We start from the raw sequence: 16,290 nt of genomic DNA, 5'->3' as shown, positions 1-16,290 counted from the left end.
GAAGGCGTCAAGGGCCTGTCGGCGCATCCGGCCCGGCGGTCTCCAGTTCACGCAGGACCGAGCCCACCTCCTCGGCGTCCGGATGGCCCATCTCCTCCAGCAGCGCGAGGGCGGACCGCAGCGCCGCGCGGGCCGCGTCGAGGTCACCGGTGGCCCGGCGGGCGTCGCTGAGGTGGCGCAGGACGTCGGCTTCGAGATAGCGGTCGCCGATCACGGCGAACAGGCTCGCCGACCGCTTGAAATGCTCGATGGCGTCCGCGTACAGGCCAAGGTGGTGATAGGCGTAGCCGAGGGTGTCCTGCGTCGAGGCCGATCCGTAGGGGTCGCCCATCTCGTCGTAGAGGGCCAGGCCCTCCCGGCAGCAGTCGAGGGCTTTCTCGTGCTCGCCGATCAGGATGTACGTCCAGGCGACCTGGTTGAGCACACCGGCTTCGCCGTTGCGGTCGCCCTCGGCCCGGAACAGCGCCCGAGCCTCGGCGTAGTGGTCGAGGGCGGCCGGACGCCGGTCCGTCCGGTTGGCCAGGTAGGCGAGGCCGCGATGGACCCGGGCCTGACCGAACGGGTCACCGGCGGCACGGAACAGCTCCAGCGCGCGTTCGAGGTGCCTCGACGCGGGCTCGGCGTGGTTGAGCTGCGAGTGGGCCACGCCCAGACCGCACAGGGAGTACGCCTGGCCGACGGGATCGCCGAGTTCCCGTGCCGCTCCCAGCGCCACGCTGTTGATCTTCAGGAGGTCGTGCCAGAACCCGAGCCGGTTGAAGTAGACGTCCACGGCCGCGGCGATGCGCCAGGCGTGTTCGTCGTACCCGTGGGCGGCGGCGTGTTCGACGATCGCGCTCAGGACGTACCGCTCCGTGCGCAGCCAGGCGGTCGCCTGTCCCCGGTCGTTGAACCGAAGGGGCTCGCTGTCCGTTGTGCCCGGCGGCAGGGCGATGGTCTCGCGGAACGGATCGAGGACCGAGGAGGCGTTGTGGGCGGTCCGCAGGAAGTGGTCGTGCATCCGCAGCAGAGCCGCGCCCCGGACGCTCTCGCCGTCCTCGGCCTCGGCGAGTTCGCCGGAGTAGGCGCGCAGCAGGTCGTGGAAGACGAACCGGCCCGGAGCGTGTTCGATGAACAGGTTCGCCCTGGTGAGTTCGGTCAGCAGGGCGCGGACCTCACGGGGTGGTGCGCCGGTCAGCGCGGTGGCCGCGACGGTGGTGATGTCGGGGCCCGGGTGCAGGGCGAGACGGCGGAAGAGCCCGGCCGCCTCGGGCGACAGGGCCTGGTACGACCAGGAGAACACGGCACGGGCGTCGGTGCCGGCGTCGTCGCCGACGAACGCGTCGAGGCTGCCGTGGTGGTCCCGGAGTTCCTGCGCGACGTCGACGAGCCGGAAGCCGGGATGGTGGGCCGCGCGGGCCGCCACGATGGCCAGGGCCAGCGGCAGCCGGGCGCACAGCTCGGTGATCGCGGCGACGGCCTCCGGTTCGGCGTCGACGCGGGCGCCCAGCCGCCGGGACAGCAACTCGTACGATTCCTCGGCGCTCAACAGGCCCGTCGTGAGCGGACGGGCACCGTGCCCGGCGACGAGACCGCCGAGCCGGTTGCGGCTGGTGACGATCACGAGGCTGCCGGGTGTGCCGGGCAGCAGCGGCCGTACCTGGTCGGCGTCCCGGGCGTTGTCCAACACGATCAGGACGCGCCGGCCGGCGAGGACGCTGCGGTAGAAGGCGGCCTGTGCGTCGAGTCCCTCCGGGACGGTCTGCGGGGGCACGCCGAGCGCCATGAGGAACATCTCGATCGCGGATTCCGGAAGCATCCGGGCGCCGTGCGGGTCGTAACCGCGAAGGTTGACGTACAGACAGCCGTCGGGGAACCGATGGGCCACCCGGTGGGCCCAGTGCACGGCGAGGGTGGTCTTGCCGGTCCCCGCCATTCCGTCGACGACGCCGATGACCGCGGTGTCGGGCGGGCCGTCTCCTTCGGGCAACAGGGTGGCGAAGTAGTCGAGTTCGGTACGGCGACCGGTGAACAAGGCCAGATCGGCGGGGAGTTGGGCAGGGCTCACGACTCCGGCCCGGCGGCCCGGTGAGGAGGCCTCCGGCTCCGGACGAGGCGGGGCACCGGGACTGTGCGGGGCGTGGGTGTCGGCGGCCGGTCCGTGGAGCGTCGGCCGGGCGAGCGCGAGGTCTCCGGCGAGAAGCCGTGCGTGTACGGCACGTAAGGACGGCCCCGGCTCGATGCCCAGTTCCTCGACCAGCACGCGGCGCGTGCTCGCGTAGGCCTCCAGCGCCTCGGCCTGCCGGCCGCACCGGTACAAGGCGGTCAGCAGCAGCTCGACCACCGCCTCTCGCAGCGGATGCGCGTCGCGTAGCGCCAGCAGTTCCGGCACCGCCGCCTCGTGGCGGCCCAGCTCCAGCTCCATGGACAGCCTCAACTCCAAGGCGCCCAGACGGCGTTCAGCCAGATCGGTCCGCGCGGACTCGGCGTACGGACCGGGCACACCGGCCAGTGCAGCACCGCCCCCGGCGGCCGACACGGTACGCAGCAACCGGACCGCGCCATTCGTGTCACCGGCGACCCGACGGCGCTCGGCCTGCGTCAACGCCTCCTCGAACTCGGCCAGATCACTGGAGATCCGGTCGGTCCGCAGGGCGTATCCGTCCCCGATGGAGACCAGCAGCCCGGACGGCCGCCCTGGCATCCGCTCGGGCTCGAACAGCTTGCGGAGCCGTGAGACGTAGGTACGCACCATGGCGACAGCGCCCGGAGAAGGCCGCGCGCCCCAGACCCCGTCCACGAGATCGGCCACCCCGATCGGCCGCCCCCGGCTGAGCAGCAGCGCCGCGAGCACCGCACACTGCTGAGGGGAGCCAAGCGCCAGTTCGACGGGACCCCGCCAGGCACGCAGCGGGCCGAGCAGGGAGAACCGGAGGCTGTGCGGTCCACTTTCCTCCACGGTCCAGCACAGTAGCGGCCAGGATGCCGAACGCGCGTAGTTGATTCCGGCCACACGTTCGCACGGACGACACGCCTCGGGAATCCGCACGCATCCCACCACTGCGGCCGCTCACAGCAGTTCGCGAACCTGGTCACCGTCGGCGAGCTGCCGGCCGGGGACACGGCACGCGCGTGTGCCGCGCTGCCCGGTGGCGCGCACACTGTTGACGTACTCCCGGTCCTCGAACCCGAAGTCGCCGCACCACAGCGACCGGACCGGGTTCAAGGCGACCGAACGCCGCTGACGTCAACGGGGAGAGAAGCGGACATGACTCGCACGCGGGCACGGCGCGTACGACGAGTCCGGCGGCACGCGCCGCCGGTGCTCGGCGCGTCGATTGCCGATCTCGGTCGCTACGACCATGTCGACGCCGTGTCCGTGGATCTCCCCGTCGGCATCGACGCCGTCGAGTTCACCCGGCTGGTCCTCACCGGCACCCCGAAGTGGGCGAACCGGCTGATGGACCTCCGGGACCGGGTCGTGGCGCCCTTCGGCCTCAAGACCCGGGCACACGTCCGCGCCGCCGACGTCCGTATCGAACCCGGACGCAGGGTGGGCCCGTTCCGGCTGCTCACGGTGGCCGCGGACGAGGTGCTGTGCGGCGAGGACGACAAGCACCTCGCCTTCCGCGTGTCCTTCGCCCTCCGCCCGGTGTCCTGCGGCACCGGGCTGGAGGGCGTCTGCACGACGGTCGTCCGGTTCGAACGCCCCGTCGGCCGCCGGTACTTCAGGGCCATCGAGCCCTTCCACCACCTGATCGTCCACGCCATGGTGGGCAGGGCCGGGCGGACGTGAGACCGGACGCCGTGCGGATCGGGGTCACACCGGTCGCGTACGCCCCTCCCAGTACGGATCCCGCAACCGCCGCTTGTAGAGCTTGCCGTTGGGGTCGCGAGGCATCTCCGCGATGAAGTCGACGGTCTTCGGCCGTTTGTAGCCCGCGAGTTGCTCGGCGCAGTGGTCGAGGATCGCGGCGGCCAGCGCGGGACCGGGTTCGTGGCCCGGGGCCGGCTCGACGACGGCCTTGACCTCCTCGCCCCAGTCGTCGTGCGGGATGCCGAAGACGGCCGCATCGGCGACGGCGGGATGGGCCAGCAGGGCGGACTCGATCTCGGCCGGGTAGATGTTGACGCCACCCGAGATGATCATGTCGATCTTGCGGTCGCGGAGGTAGAGATAGCCGTCCTCGTCGAGGTAGCCGAGGTCGCCGACGGTGAAGAAGTCGCCGATCCGGTTCTTCTTCGTCTTGGCCTCGTCCTTGTGGTAGGCGAAGCCGCCGGTGTTCATCTTCATGTAGACGGTGCCGAGTTCACCGGGCGGGAGCCGGTTGCCGTCGTCGTCGAAGACGGCGAGTTCGCTGATGGGCCAGGCCTTGCCGACGGTCCCGGGCTTCTTCAGCCAGTCCTCCGCGGTGGCGAACGCCCCGCCCCCCTCGCTGGCCGCGTAGTACTCCTCCACGCAGTCGCCCCACCAGTCGATCATGGCGCGTTTCACATGGTCGGGGCAGGGCGCGGCCCCGTGGATGGCGTGCCGCATCGACGAGACGTCGTACGTGCGCCGGACCTCCTCCGGCAGTGCGAGCAGGCGGTGGAACTGGGTCGGGACCATGTGCGTGTGCGTGCACCGGTGGGCGTCGATGACGCGGAGCATCTCCTCGGGCGTCCACTTGTCCATCAGCACCAGCCGGTGCCCGATGTGCAGAGACGCGCCCGCGAATTGGAGCACGGCGGTGTGGTAGAGCGGCGAGCAGACGAGGTGGACGTTGTCGCCGAACGGCTTGATGCCGAAGATGCCGAGGAAGCCGCCGAGGTAGGCCTCTTCGGGGCGCTTGCCGGGCAGCGGGCGGCGGATGCCGCGCGGGCGTCCGGTCGTACCCGACGTGTAGTTCATGACCCAGCCCAGTTCGCGGTCCTCGGGTGCCGACTCGGGCTGTCCGTCGAGGAGTTCGGCGTACGGCCGGAAGCCCTCGACCGTGCCGACGGCGTAGCGGTGGCTCGCCGGGAGTCCGGCCTCCTCGGCCGCGTGGCGGGCCGGTTCGGCGAACCGCTCGTGGGCGATCAGCACTTTGGCGCCGGAGTCGGCGACGATCCAGGCGATCTCCGGGCCGACGAAGTGGTGGTTGATCGGGACGAGGTAGAAGCCGGCCTGGCTGGCGGCGAGATAGGCGGTGAAGGACTCGACGCCGTTGGGCAGCACGACCGCGAAGGCGTCCCCGCGCCCCAGGCCCGCGGCGCGCAGGCCGTGGACGAGGCGGTTGGCGGCGGCGTGCAGCCGTCCTGCGGTCCACTCCTCGCCGTCCGGTGCGACGAGGACCGTGCGGTCGGGGGCCTCGGTGGCCTGGGCCCAGAAACCGGCGGGGGGTGTGCTCACTGGCCGCTCCTTCCGGCGATGCGGTTGATGCGGTCCACGGCCTGCTCGAAGCCGCGGGTGAGGTCGTCGAAGACGGCCTGGACACTGCGTTCGCTGTTCATCCGGCCGACGATCTGGCCGACGGGTGTGCCGAGCAGCGGATCGACCTCGTACTTCTGGATCCGCGAGACGGCGTCGGCGACCAACAGCCCTTGCAGGGGCATGGGGAGGGTGCCGGGTCCGGCCGGGTCGTCCCAGGCGTCGGTCCATTCGGTACGGAGCTGACGTGCGGGTTTCCCGGTCAGCGCGCGGGAGCGGACGGTGGCGCCCGCGTCGGCGGCGAGGAGTTTCTCGATCAGCTTGGGCGAGGGCAGTTCGGCCTCGGTGACGGTCAGCCAGACGGACCCCAGCCACACTCCCTGCGCGCCGAGGGCGAGCGCTGCGGCGACCTGCTGTCCGCTGCCGATGCCGCCTGCGGCCAGTACGGGCAGTGGATCGACGGCGTCCACGACGTCCGGCGTGAGGACCATCGAGGCGATCTCGCCGGTGTGGCCGCCGGCCTCGTAGCCCTGCGCGACGACGATGTCGAGGCCGGCGTCCCTGTGCTTGACCGCGTGCCGGGCGCTGCCCGCGAGGGCGGCGACCAAGACGTCGTGCTCGTGGGCGCGGGTGACCACGTCGGCGGGCGGGGAGCCCAGGGCGTTGGCGAGCAGGCGGATCGGATAGTCGAAGGCGACGTCGAGCTGGTTGCGGGCGACCTGCTCCATCCAGCCGGTGATCCGCCAGCCGGACGCCTCGCCCTCGGCAAGTTCGGGCACCCCGTACTTGGCGAGGGTGTCGACGACGAACTGCCGGTGCCCTTCCGGGATCATCGCCTCCACGTCGGCCACGCTGACGCCTTCGACCTTCTTCGCCGGCATGACCACGTCCAGGCCGTACGGCATCCCGTCGACGTGCGCCTCGATCCAGTCGAGGTCCCGCTTGAGCTCGTCGGGTGCGGTGTAGCGGACCGCTCCGAGCACACCGAATCCGCCGGCCCGGCTGATGGCCGCGGCGACGGCGGGGAACGGCGTGAAGCCGAAGACGGCGTGCTCGATTCCCAGTCTGTTGCTCAACTCGGTCTGCATGAGCGCAGAATGCCGCAGTCCTCCGGACGACGGAAGGCCTTTTCTGATGCTCCGTCAGATTTCTTGCCACGGGGCTTTCCGTGGCGTCAGCCGGACACGCCCATGTGCTGAGTACCGATGACCGAAAGCAGCCGCAGCGCCTCGTCGGACGGCGAGCCGGGGGTGGCGGTGTAGATGACGACCCGCTGGTCGCGGTCGGTGATGTCCAGGGCGTCGCAGTTGACGGTGACCCGGCCGACGACGGGGTGGTCGAAGGTCTTGCGGAGGGTGGGCCCGCCGCCCACCTGGTGGTCGGCCCACAGCCGGGCGAACTCCTCGCTGCCGGACAGGAGTTCGTCGATCAGCCCGGTCACCTCCGGGTCGCCGGGGTAGCGGGCCGCGGCGGCGCGCAGCTCGGGGACGGAGTGCCGGGTGAACGCGTCCGAGTCCGACACGCCGTACAGGCGGCGGCCGTCCGGGTGCGGGCCGAGAAAGGCGCGCCGGAGGAGGTTGCGGTCGCGGCGGGGAACGGCGGAGAAGTCCTCCATCAGGGCGGCCGCGAGGTCGTTCCAGGCGATGATCTCGAATATCGCCGAGGTCACGAACGCCGCTGCGAACGGCAGTCGGTCCAGCAGGTCGAGAATGCTCTGCCGGACCTCTCGCGAAGGACCGGGCGGCGGTCCGGGCGGGGTCCCGGCGAGGTGGTGCAGGTGGTCGCGCTCGGGGTCGGTCAGGCGCAGGGCGCGGGCGAGCTGGGCCAGCACCTCGCGGGACGGATGCGAGCCGCGGGCCTGTTCGAGGCGGGTGTAGTACTCGGTCGAGATGTACGCCAGCTGCGCGACCTCCTCGCGGCGCAGCCCCGGCGTACGGCGACGCGGGCCGCTGGGCAGGCCCACCTCGGCGGGGGTGATGCGTTCGCGCCTGCTGCGCAGGAAGTCCGCCAGTCCTCGTCGGTTCACCTCTCCAGTGTGCGCGTGGGCCGAACCGGCGAGCCAGGTACAGCCGGTGCCTGGATAGCGCCCGCGGCCGGACACAGGCTCGACGGCATGGACAACACACCTCGCACGACACTCGACACCTCCACCGGCCTGCTCGACGACAAGGTCGCGTTCATCACCGGGGCCGGCCGCGGCATCGGCGCCGCGTCGGCCCGGCTGTTCGCCCGCGAAGGTGCCCGGGTGGTCCTCGCGGCGCGTACGGAGGCGCAGCTCAAGGCGGTCACCGAGGAGATCAGGGCGGCGGGCGGCACGGCCGAGTACGTGCTGTGCGACCTGGCCGACGGGGACAGCGTCCGGGCCGCCGTCGACCGGACCGTGGAGCTGTACGGCCGGCTCGACATCGCCCTCAACAACGGCGCCACGATCCAGCCGCCCGGCCCGCTGGACGAGCTGTCGGAAGCCGACTTCGACCGGGTCAGCGCGGTCAACCTCAAGGGGCCGTGGCTGTCCATGAAGGCGGAGATCGCCGCCATCCGCGCCACCGCCGGACGCGGCGCCATCGTCAACAACTCCAGCGTCGGCAGCCTCGCGGCCAACCCCGAACTGCCGGTGTACGGCGCGGCCAAGCGAGCCGTCAACAGCCTCACCGCGTCGGCCGCGGCCACGTACGGCCGCGAGGGAATCCGCGTCAACGCGATCGCCCCTGGCCTGACCCTGACCGAGATGGTCGACGAGTGGGAGCGGAACTCCCCCGGAATCATCGACCGCATCTCGACCCTCAACCCGCTGGGCCGCCCCGCCGCCCCGGAGGAGATCGCGCAGGCGGCGGCATGGCTGCTGAGTGATCGGGCGTCGTATGTGACCGGGGTGATTTTGGCGGTGGACGGGGGGTTGCGGGCGTGAGGAAGGCGTTCCTCGGGGCGTACCGGGGCCGACCTGGTGTGGTTAGGCTCGACGGCCATGAGTCAAAGTGGTTCGCAAGCGACGGCGTTCTTCCGAGACGTCCACCAGAGCCGAGTGGTCTGGCTCGTCCGGGACGACATCGGAAGCCCGACGTCGCTCTCCGCGGACGGCACGCGAAGCCTTCCCTTCTGGTCGACCTCGGCCCGCGCCCGGAGGGCGGCGAAGATCTGGGGGAACGGGCTGCGGGTCGCGTCCATGCCCCTGGAGGACTGGCGTAACCGCGAACTGCCCGATGTCGCCAGGGAAGGGCTCCTGATCGGCATCAACTGGAGCGGGCCGCGCCTCGTCGGCTGGAGCTTCACCCCGGCGGAGGTCCTCAACCGACTGGCGACAGCCGGTTAGCTCACTGGCCCCGCCGCCAGAGCGCGCACCCCGTGCCCGAGCTCTCCGCCTGCGAGCCACTGCTGCTCACGCGCCCCCACCCTCCAGCACCGCCATCGCCGCGTTGTGCCCCGGCACCCCGCTCACCCCTCCCCCGCGCACCGCGCCCGCCCCGCACAGCAGGACGTTGGGGTGCCGGGTCTCGACGCCCCAACGACCCGTGTCCTCCTGGGTGTAGGGCCAGGACAGTTCGCGGTGGAAGATGTTGCCGCCGGGCAGGCGCAGGTCGCGTTCCAGGTCGAGGGGCGTCTTCGCCTCGATGCAGGGGCGCCCCTCGGCGTCGGTGGCGAGGCAGTCGGCGAGTGGTTCGGCGAGGTGGGTGTCGAGCTGGGCGAGGGTCGACTTCAGGAGCTCGTCGCGTACGGCGTCGTTGTCCCGGTCGAAGAGCCGGGCGGGCGTGTGCAGGCCGAACAGGGTGAGGGTCTGGTAGCCCTGCTGGACGAGGTCGGGGCCGAGGATCGTCGGGTCGGTGAGCGAGTGGCAGTAGATCTCGGAGGGCGGGGCACTGGGCAGTTCACCGGCGGCGGCCTGGGCGTGGGCGGTGGCGAGATCGGCGTACCCCTCGCCGATGTGGAAGGTGCCGGCGAACGCCTCGCGCGGGTCGACGGACCGGTCCTTCAGCCGCGGCAGCCGCTTGAGCAGCATGTTCACCTTGAGCTGGGCGCCTTCGGCGGGGGCGGGCGGGGTGTCGTCGGTCAGCTCCGCGAGGGCCTGCGGGGACGCGTTGACCAGGACGTGCCGCGCGGTGACGGCGCCCTCGCCGTCGGGGGTGCGGTACGCGACCTCGGCGGTTCGGCCGTCCGTGTCGATGCGTACCGCCTCGTGGCCGGTGGCGACGACGGCACCCGCGTGGCGCGCGGCCGCGGCGAGGGCGTCGGTCAGGGCGCCCATACCGCCGACGGGGACGTCCCAGGCACCGGTGCCGCCGCCGATGACGTGGTAGAGGAAGCAACGGTTCTGGGCGAGCGAGGGTTCGTGGGCGTCGGCGAAGGTGCCGATGAGGGCGTCGGTGAGGACGACTCCCCGCACGAGGTCGTCGGCGAAGCGGTCCTCGATGGCGACGCCGATCGGCTCCTCGAACAGGACCCGCCAGGCCTCCTCGTCGTCGACGCGTCGGCGCAGCTCCGCACGCGAGGGCAGCGGTTCGGTGAGGGTCGGGAAGACCCGCTCGGCGGCGCGGCCGGTCATGCCGTAGAACCGCTGCCAGGCCTCGTACTCACCCCCGGATCCGGTGAGCCGGGCGAAGGCCTCCCGGGTGCGCCGCTCGCCGCCGCCGACCAGGAGTCCGGTGGGCCGGCCGTCCCGCTCCACGGGGGTGTAAGAGGAGACGGTGCGGGTGCGGACCCGGAAGTCGAGGCCCAGGTCCCGCACGATCTTCTTCGGCAGCAGGCTGACGAGGTACGAGTACCGTGACAGCCGCGCGTCGACCCCGGCGAACGGCCGGGTCGAGACGGCGGCGCCCCCCGTGCGGTCGAGCCGCTCCAGCACCAGCACCGACCGCCCGGCCCGAGCGAGATAGGCGGCGGCGACCAGCCCGTTGTGCCCTCCGCCGACGATGACGGCGTCGTACGTGCGGTGTCCCTCGAGTGCGGTCATGGTTCTTCGTAACACGCGATGATCCGAGGCGGCCAGAGCGGAAACGGGCGGACCCAGGGGTGGACCGCCCAGGAGCCGACGAGCAGAAGCCGCCCCTCAGCGACCGCCCGTCGCCCGCTGCTGCCGCAGCACCGCCACCCTCCGGTACAGCTCGACCGCCTCCGCGCCGCGGCCGAGCTGTTCCAGGCAGTGGGCCTCGTCGTTGCGGCTGGCGAGGGTGTCGGGGTGGTCGGGGCCCAGGACGCGTTCGCGGGCGGTGGCGACCCGGCGGTATTCGGTGAGGGCGTCCGTCCAGCGGCCCAACCAGCCGAGGCTGACGGCGACTTCGCGGCGGCTGACCAGGGTGTCGGGGTGTTCGGGGCCGAGGACCCGGTCGCGGATCGCGCAGACGTCGCGCGACTCGGCGAGGGCCTCCTCCCAGCGGCCCAGACGGCCGAGATTGACGCCGAGTCCGTGGCGGGCGCGCAGGGTCTCGGGGTGGGTGGGGCCCTGGACGCGGGTACGGTCGTCGATCAGGTCGCGGTAGAGGGCGAGGGCGTCCGCGCTGCGGCCGAGCCGGCCCAGGCTGATGCCGACCTCGTAGCGCGCGGCGAGGGTGTCGGGGTGATCGGGGCCGAGGGCCTGGGCGCGGGCCTCGGCGACCTCGTGGTAGGTCTGCAACGCTTCCGGCCAGCGGCCCAACTGACCCAGCGCGTAGGCGACTTCGTAGCGGGTGACCAGGGTGTCCGGGTGTTCCGGCCCCAGCACCCGGGCGCGCGCCACCGCCACCTCGACCGCCATCCGGTACGAATCCTCCAGGCGGCCCAGCCTGCTGAGGTTGAACGCGAGGTTGTGCCGGCAGCGCAGGGTGTCGGGATGATCGGGGCCCATCGCGCGCTCTCGGGCCACGAGTACCGACGTGTACACCTGGTGCGCGTCGAAGTGCCGCCCCAACTGGCCCAGTACGTACGCCATTTCCTGACGCGCGGCGAGCGTGTCGGGGTGGTCGGGACCCAGCGCGCGGGTGCGGGCGGCCGTCACCTGCTTGTACTCCTGGAGCGCGTCGGCGGCCCGGCCGGTCCGGCTGAGGGTGAAGGCGACCTCGTAGCGGCTGGCGAGGGTGTCGGGGTGGTCGGGGCCCAGGAGGTGCGCGCGCTCGGCGGCGACCGCGCGGTGCACCTCGCCCGCCTCCGTCCAGCGGCCGAGCCGGCCCAGGCTGAGCCCCGCGTTGTGCCGACCGGCAAGCGCGGTGATCGCCTCCTGGGACGGGGCCCGCGGCCGGTCCGGCACCGGCTCCTCGGGCCGGCCGCCCGCCGGACGCGGGATCCACTCGCCGGTCAGGCCCGCACCCGCGTCCGGCGGGGTGACCCGCAGTCCCGCGCCGGTGGCCTTGTGGCCGGTGGTCATGCCCCGGGTCCAGGACGGCAGCCGGGTCTCGCGGGACACCTCCGGCAGCCGCGCCTCCCGGGAAGGTTCGGGCAGGCGGACGGCGTTGGAGGACGCCTGCCCCGGCGATTGGAACACCGGCTGCGGGGTCACCACCGTCGGCACGTATGTCGGTGTGGTCCGGCCCGCGCTGATCCTGCGGCTCAACTCCCGGGCGTCGTGCGGGCGTTGCTCAGGCAGCTTGGCCAGCAGGTCCAGGATGATCTTCTCGAAGTACTCGGGCAGCTCCGCCCGCCTGCCGCGCGGCGGTTGGGGCGCGGTGTCGCGGTGGCCGATGAGGATCGCCCAGGCGTCGTCGAGGTCGAACGGCGGTGCCCCGGTGGTGATCTCGTACAGCACGCAGCCCAGTGAGTACAGGTCGCTGCGCTGGTCGACCTCGGAGCCGCTGATCTGCTCCGGGGACATGTAGTGCGGGGTGCCCATCGCGATGCCGGTGCCGGTCAGCCGGGAGGTGAAGCCGATGTCGTGGCCGAGGCGGGCGATGCCGAAGTCGCAGATCTTCACCGTGCCGTCGGTCAGCCGCATGATGTTCGCGGGCTTCAAGTCGCGGTGCACGATGCCCTGTTGGTGGGTGTAGGCGAGGGCGGCGGAGACCTGGTCGGCGATCTCCACGACGTCACCGACCGCGAGGGGATGGTTCTTGTTGTCCTCCAGGAGCTGACTGAGGTTGCGGCCCTCCAGCAACTCCATGACCAGGTACAGGATCCCGTCGGACTCCCCGAAGTCATGGACGACGGTGATCCCGCGATGCTGGAGCGCGGCGGCCACCCGGGCCTCGCGCCGGAAGCGCTCGCGCAGGACTCTGGTGAACGCCTGGTCGTGGTGCGGGCCGAGCGGCTTGAGGCACTTCACGGCGACCTGCCGCCCCAGCGACTCGTCCCGGGCACGCCACACCTCGCCCATGCCGCCGCGCCCGATCAGATCGAGCAGCCGGTACCGGCCCTGGATCAGCCTGCTGTCCCCCATCTCCCGCGATCGCCCCCGTAACTGGTTCGCCCGGCCCTCCCCTGGCTCGTCCAGTATGGCGAGGTGTCGTCCGAGTTTGTACGGCGCCGTGCGGGAGTGCGGGCGCAGCCGTGACACAACGCGGAGATTGTGTTCGGTCATGAGTGACGGGCGTGCACGCGCGGGATTGCCGGGGCGTCGGGGTGCCGGCTCGCACCGGCCCGCGCCCGTCACTCCGGGTGAGCGCGCTTGACATGCGCTCATTGTCGATTCGACAGTGGCGGGCGTGACATCCTCCGCGGTCCGACCCGCCGGACATCCCCTTCGCGAGCTGTGCGAATCCCTGCTGTCGCGGCTCGAGGAACTGAGCGTCGGGGTCACCGACGACATCAGGCGGGAGATCCCCTCCTACGTGGCGATGCCGCTGGCCGAGCAGCGCGACACCGTGCGCAGCCGGCTCCGGGCCATCCTGCGGGGGCTCGCCCTGAATGTGGAGCCGACGGCGGAGCAACTGCTGGAGATCCGGGCCGAGTCGCTCAGGAGGGCGTACTACGGGCTGCCCGTCCAGGACGCGCTCGCGACCTTTCACGTCGGCGCCCGTCGGCTGTGGGACGAACTGCGGGCCACGGCACGGGGAACGGAGGCCGAGGACACCGCGATCGAGCTGGTCGCGCCCCTGTGGGTGTGGGTCCAGTCGGCGAGCGGTGTGGTCGCGGACGCCTACGCGGACGAGGCCGGCGCGCGGTACGGGCGCGAGGCCGGTCTGCGGCAGCGCTTCCTCGAACTGCTCCGAGCCGGCGGGGCACCCCGCGAGCACACCGCCGAGATCGCCCGTGAGCTGGGATTCGACCCGGACGGAGACTTCCGGGCCCTGTGCACACCGGTCGCTACCTGGGCCGCGGAGGGACATCTCGTCCTGCTGCAACGTGCGGCACGGCAGATCAGCGGCCAGGCCTCCTGCGGTCTGAGCGGGCAGCTGATGGTCGCCGTCACCCAGGGGGTCGACGCGGCCGATCTGGTCAGCCGCGTGATCAAGCTGGCCGGCGACGACACGCGCGTGGGCGTCGGCCTCGACCGGGCCGGGCTGGCCGGAGCCGAGATGAGCATCGCCGACGCCGAGCGCGCCCTCGTCGTCTCCGAACGCGGCGGCCACGCGACCTCGTTCGAGGACGTCTGGCTGCGGGCGAGCCTGGTCGACAGCAGGGAGCGGCTGCAACCTCTGTTCACCGACGTCCGCCGGACGGCGGCCGAGCAGCCGCAGTTGGCGGAGACCGTCCTCGCCTTCGCCGACGCGGGATTGTCGCTGTCGCACGCCGCGGAGGCGCTCATGATCCACCCCAACACGGTGGCCTACCGGCTCGGCCAGTGGCACAAGCTCACCGGGACCGACCCGCGCACCTTCACCGGCCTGGTCCGCTCGGTCGTCGGCATCACCAGCTGACGGCGATTGTGGAATCCACAGGAATCCATCCTCGTACTCCATGATCGCGCCGAAGACCGGCACCCCCGCCGATTCCTACACTCCGTGACTGACGACGCGCAGCGGAGGATCAGAAATGGCAGAGACGGACACGGGTTCCTACGTCATGGGAACCACTTCGGAAGAGTCGGACAGGCTCGGCATACAGGCTTCGCTGTACGACCGGCACACCGAGTATCTCCTGCGGACGGCGGGCCTGAGTGAGGGGATGCATGTCCTCGACGTCGGCTGCGGTACGGGCGAGGTGTCACTCGCCGCCGCGCGCATAGTCGGTTCGCGTGGGCGGGTGCTCGGCGTGGACATGGACCCGGGGGTCCTGGAGCGGGCGCGCGTGAATGCCGCCGCGGACTCGTTCGCGAATGTCGGCTTCGTACAGGGCGTGCTTCCGGATCTCGAAGTCGCCGGTTCCTTCGACGCCCTGGTGGGACGGCTCATCCTGATTCATCTCGACGATCCGGTGTCGACCGTGAAGGGACTGACGCGGTTTGTTCGTCGGGGCGGCGTCGTGACGTTCCAGGACTTCAATATTTCGCGGACGCGCGCCGTCCCCGCGGTGCCGTTGGTGACGGAGACCGTGGAGTGGATCAGCGCGGCGCTCCGGGTAGGGGGCCGCGATCCCGAGATGGGTGAGCAACTGGCCGAAGTACTGCGGCTTTCGGGGCTCCCCGATCCCCGTGTGGCGGTCGCCGCGCCCGCCGGTGGTCCCGACTCGGCGGCGGTGACGCTGATCGCCGAGTCGGCACGCAGTCTGCTGCCGGTGATGGAGCGCGGTGGCATCGCCACGGCCCGGGAGGTCGACATCGACACCCTGCGGGAACGCATGGCACGCGCCTGCGAAGTGGCGCGGGCGACGGTCTACGTCCCGGAACTCGTGGCGGCGTGGGCACAGGTGCGTTAGCACTCCGCGCAGGTGGGGTGTCGACGGTCAACGCCGAACTCGCGGCATCCCCAGCCCGATCCACGAGATGATCTCGCGCTGGATCTCGTTGTTGCCGCCGCCGAAGGTGAAGATGACGGCCGAGCGGTAGCCGCGTTCCAGCTCGCCGTGGAGTACCGCGCCCACCGAGCCCTCCTTCAACTCGCCCGCCGCGCCGACGATCTCCATCAGCGAGGCGTAGGCGTCCCGGCGCGCCTCGGAGCCGTAGACCTTCACCGCGGAGGCGTCCTGCGGGGTGAGTGTGCCGTGCTGGACGGCGCTCACCATCTGCCAGTTGAGGAGTTTCATCGCGTCGAGCCTGGTGTGGGTACGGGCCAGCAGACGGCGTACCCAGGGCAGGTCGACGACGCGGCGGCCGTCGGCGAGTTTGGTCTCCGTCGCCCAGCGCTGCACGTCGTGCAGGGCGCGGATGGCCATGGTGCCGTGGGCGGCGAGGGTGACGCGCTCGTGGTTGAGCTGGTTGGTGATCAGCCGCCAGCCCTGGTTCTCGGCGCCGACGCGGCGGGAGACGGGGACACGGATGTTCTCGTAGTAGCTGGCCGTGGTGTCGTGCGAGGCCAGGGTGGTGATGAGGGTGCAGGAGTAGCCGGGGTCGGTGGTCGGCACAAGGAGCATGGTGATGCCCTTGTGCGGCGGGGCCTCGGGGTCGGTGCGGGTGGCCAGCCACACCCAGTCGGCGGTGTCGCCGTTGGTGGTCCAGATCTTCTGGCCGTTGACGACGTACTCGTCGCCCTCGCGTACGGCCCGCGTCTTCAGGGCCGCGAGGTCGGTGCCCGCGTCGGGCTCGCTGTAGCCGATGGCGAAGTCGATCTCGCCGGCCAGGACCTTGGGCAGGAAGTACGCCTTCTGCTCGTCGGTGCCGAACTGCATGATGGTCGGTCCGACCGTGTTGAGCGCCATCAGCGGCAGCGGTACGCCGGCCTGCGCGGCCTCGTCGAAGAAGATGAACTGCTCCATCGCCGTGAGCCCGCGCCCGCCGTACTCCTTGGGCCAGCCCACGCCCAGCCAGCCGTCCGTGCCGAGCCGTCGGATGGTCTGGCGGTAGAAACGCTTCTGGACGGCCGGGTCGCCGTACCGGGCGTAGGCGTTGTCCGGAACCAACTCCGCGAAGTAGGCGCGCAGTTCGGTGCGCAGCCGGAGCTGCTCGGGGGTTTGGTCGAGATGCACGGCGCCTCCAGGCTCCCGGGACC

13 protein-coding genes are annotated in these 16,290 nt (G+C 71.6%); 5 read left to right on the top strand and 8 right to left on the bottom strand.

All coding sequences use genetic code 11. The features are described 5' to 3' along the window. Nucleotides 1-7: 7 nt before the first annotated feature. Both ACIP6U_RS28730 and ACIP6U_RS28725 read right to left on the bottom strand, forming a co-directional pair. Nucleotides 8-2,938: an AfsR/SARP family transcriptional regulator gene (locus ACIP6U_RS28730; protein WP_401723454.1), complete on the bottom strand. Its 2,931-nt coding sequence runs from the start codon at nt 2,936-2,938 to the stop codon at nt 8-10. Between the two features lie 111 nt (nt 2,939-3,049). Continuing rightward, a complete protein-coding gene (locus tag ACIP6U_RS28725; RefSeq protein WP_401723918.1) occupies nt 3,050-3,205 on the bottom strand; it encodes a hypothetical protein in 156 nt (51 codons plus the stop codon). Nucleotides 3,206-3,247: 42 nt separating this feature from the next. Between ACIP6U_RS28725 and ACIP6U_RS28720 the strand changes: the two genes are divergently transcribed. Beyond that, nucleotides 3,248-3,775 carry a DUF2867 domain-containing protein gene (locus tag ACIP6U_RS28720; RefSeq protein ID WP_401723451.1) on the top strand — a complete coding sequence of 176 codons (528 nt, stop codon included), beginning with the start codon at nt 3,248-3,250 and terminating at the stop codon, nt 3,773-3,775. A 24-nt stretch (nt 3,776-3,799) separates the two neighbouring features. On the opposite strand, the gene ACIP6U_RS28715 is transcribed toward ACIP6U_RS28720, so the two are convergent. The 3 genes from ACIP6U_RS28715 to ACIP6U_RS28705 form a co-directional block, all read right to left on the bottom strand. After that, on the bottom strand, nt 3,800-5,350 hold the full coding sequence (locus ACIP6U_RS28715; protein ID WP_401723448.1) for an acyl-CoA synthetase: 1,551 nt from the start codon (nt 5,348-5,350) through the stop codon (nt 3,800-3,802). Further along, on the bottom strand, nt 5,347-6,456 hold the full coding sequence (locus ACIP6U_RS28710; RefSeq protein WP_401723445.1) for an NAD(P)H-dependent flavin oxidoreductase: 1,110 nt from the start codon (nt 6,454-6,456) through the stop codon (nt 5,347-5,349). The genes ACIP6U_RS28715 and ACIP6U_RS28710 overlap by 4 nt, the downstream gene beginning before the upstream one ends. A gap of 86 nt (nt 6,457-6,542) precedes the next feature. Then, a complete protein-coding gene (locus tag ACIP6U_RS28705; protein ID WP_401723443.1) occupies nt 6,543-7,394 on the bottom strand; it encodes a helix-turn-helix transcriptional regulator in 852 nt (283 codons plus the stop codon). Nucleotides 7,395-7,481: 87 nt separating this feature from the next. On the opposite strand from ACIP6U_RS28705, the gene ACIP6U_RS28700 reads away from it, so the two are divergent. Both ACIP6U_RS28700 and ACIP6U_RS28695 read left to right on the top strand, forming a co-directional pair. Continuing rightward, nucleotides 7,482-8,276 (top strand): SDR family NAD(P)-dependent oxidoreductase, encoded by a 795-nt coding sequence (locus ACIP6U_RS28700; RefSeq protein ID WP_401723441.1) that lies wholly within the window; start codon nt 7,482-7,484, stop codon nt 8,274-8,276. Nucleotides 8,277-8,333: 57 nt separating this feature from the next. Then, complete coding sequence (locus ACIP6U_RS28695) at nt 8,334-8,678, top strand: DUF2750 domain-containing protein (protein ID WP_401723439.1); 345 nt, start codon at nt 8,334-8,336, stop codon at nt 8,676-8,678. Nucleotides 8,679-8,744: 66 nt separating this feature from the next. Here the strand turns inward: ACIP6U_RS28695 and ACIP6U_RS28690 are convergent, their stop codons facing one another. Together ACIP6U_RS28690 and ACIP6U_RS28685 are read right to left on the bottom strand one after the other, a co-directional pair. Continuing rightward, the gene (locus ACIP6U_RS28690; RefSeq protein WP_401723437.1) at nt 8,745-10,313 is read right to left on the bottom strand and encodes a phytoene desaturase family protein; all 1,569 of its coding nucleotides are present in this window, start codon (nt 10,311-10,313) and stop codon (nt 8,745-8,747) included. A 96-nt stretch (nt 10,314-10,409) separates the two neighbouring features. Continuing rightward, nucleotides 10,410-12,704 carry a tetratricopeptide repeat protein gene (locus ACIP6U_RS28685; RefSeq protein WP_401723435.1) on the bottom strand — a complete coding sequence of 765 codons (2,295 nt, stop codon included), beginning with the start codon at nt 12,702-12,704 and terminating at the stop codon, nt 10,410-10,412. A 265-nt stretch (nt 12,705-12,969) separates the two neighbouring features. On the opposite strand from ACIP6U_RS28685, the gene ACIP6U_RS28680 reads away from it, so the two are divergent. Both ACIP6U_RS28680 and ACIP6U_RS28675 read left to right on the top strand, forming a co-directional pair. Next, nucleotides 12,970-14,124: a PucR family transcriptional regulator gene (locus tag ACIP6U_RS28680; protein WP_401723433.1), complete on the top strand. Its 1,155-nt coding sequence runs from the start codon at nt 12,970-12,972 to the stop codon at nt 14,122-14,124. A gap of 115 nt (nt 14,125-14,239) precedes the next feature. Beyond that, nucleotides 14,240-15,061 carry a class I SAM-dependent methyltransferase gene (locus ACIP6U_RS28675; protein ID WP_401723432.1) on the top strand — a complete coding sequence of 274 codons (822 nt, stop codon included), beginning with the start codon at nt 14,240-14,242 and terminating at the stop codon, nt 15,059-15,061. Nucleotides 15,062-15,088: 27 nt separating this feature from the next. On the opposite strand, the gene ACIP6U_RS28670 is transcribed toward ACIP6U_RS28675, so the two are convergent. Next, nucleotides 15,089-16,267 (bottom strand): acyl-CoA dehydrogenase family protein, encoded by a 1,179-nt coding sequence (locus tag ACIP6U_RS28670; protein WP_401723430.1) that lies wholly within the window; start codon nt 16,265-16,267, stop codon nt 15,089-15,091. Nucleotides 16,268-16,290: the final 23 nt, after the last annotated feature.

It is taken from the genome of Streptomyces sp. NPDC088794, assembly GCF_044750545.1.
Lineage (GTDB): Bacteria > Actinomycetota > Actinomycetes > Streptomycetales > Streptomycetaceae > Streptomyces.
Note: the sequence above shows the minus strand (reverse complement) of the source record. Positions and strands in the feature narration are given on the sequence as shown.

Excerpts from the sequence above, each read along its gene's own strand:
- ACIP6U_RS28690 (WP_401723437.1), bottom strand. The coding sequence starts at position 10,313 with ATGACCGCACTCGAGGGACACCGCACGTACGACGCCGTCATCGTCGGC.
- ACIP6U_RS28695 (WP_401723439.1), top strand. The coding sequence starts at position 8,334 with ATGAGTCAAAGTGGTTCGCAAGCGACGGCGTTCTTCCGAGACGTCCAC.
- ACIP6U_RS28720 (WP_401723451.1), top strand. The coding sequence starts at position 3,248 with ATGACTCGCACGCGGGCACGGCGCGTACGACGAGTCCGGCGGCACGCG.
- ACIP6U_RS28700 (WP_401723441.1), top strand. The coding sequence starts at position 7,482 with ATGGACAACACACCTCGCACGACACTCGACACCTCCACCGGCCTGCTC.
- ACIP6U_RS28675 (WP_401723432.1), top strand. The coding sequence starts at position 14,240 with ATGGCAGAGACGGACACGGGTTCCTACGTCATGGGAACCACTTCGGAA.
- ACIP6U_RS28710 (WP_401723445.1), bottom strand. The coding sequence starts at position 6,456 with ATGCAGACCGAGTTGAGCAACAGACTGGGAATCGAGCACGCCGTCTTC.
- ACIP6U_RS28685 (WP_401723435.1), bottom strand. The coding sequence starts at position 12,704 with ATGGGGGACAGCAGGCTGATCCAGGGCCGGTACCGGCTGCTCGATCTG.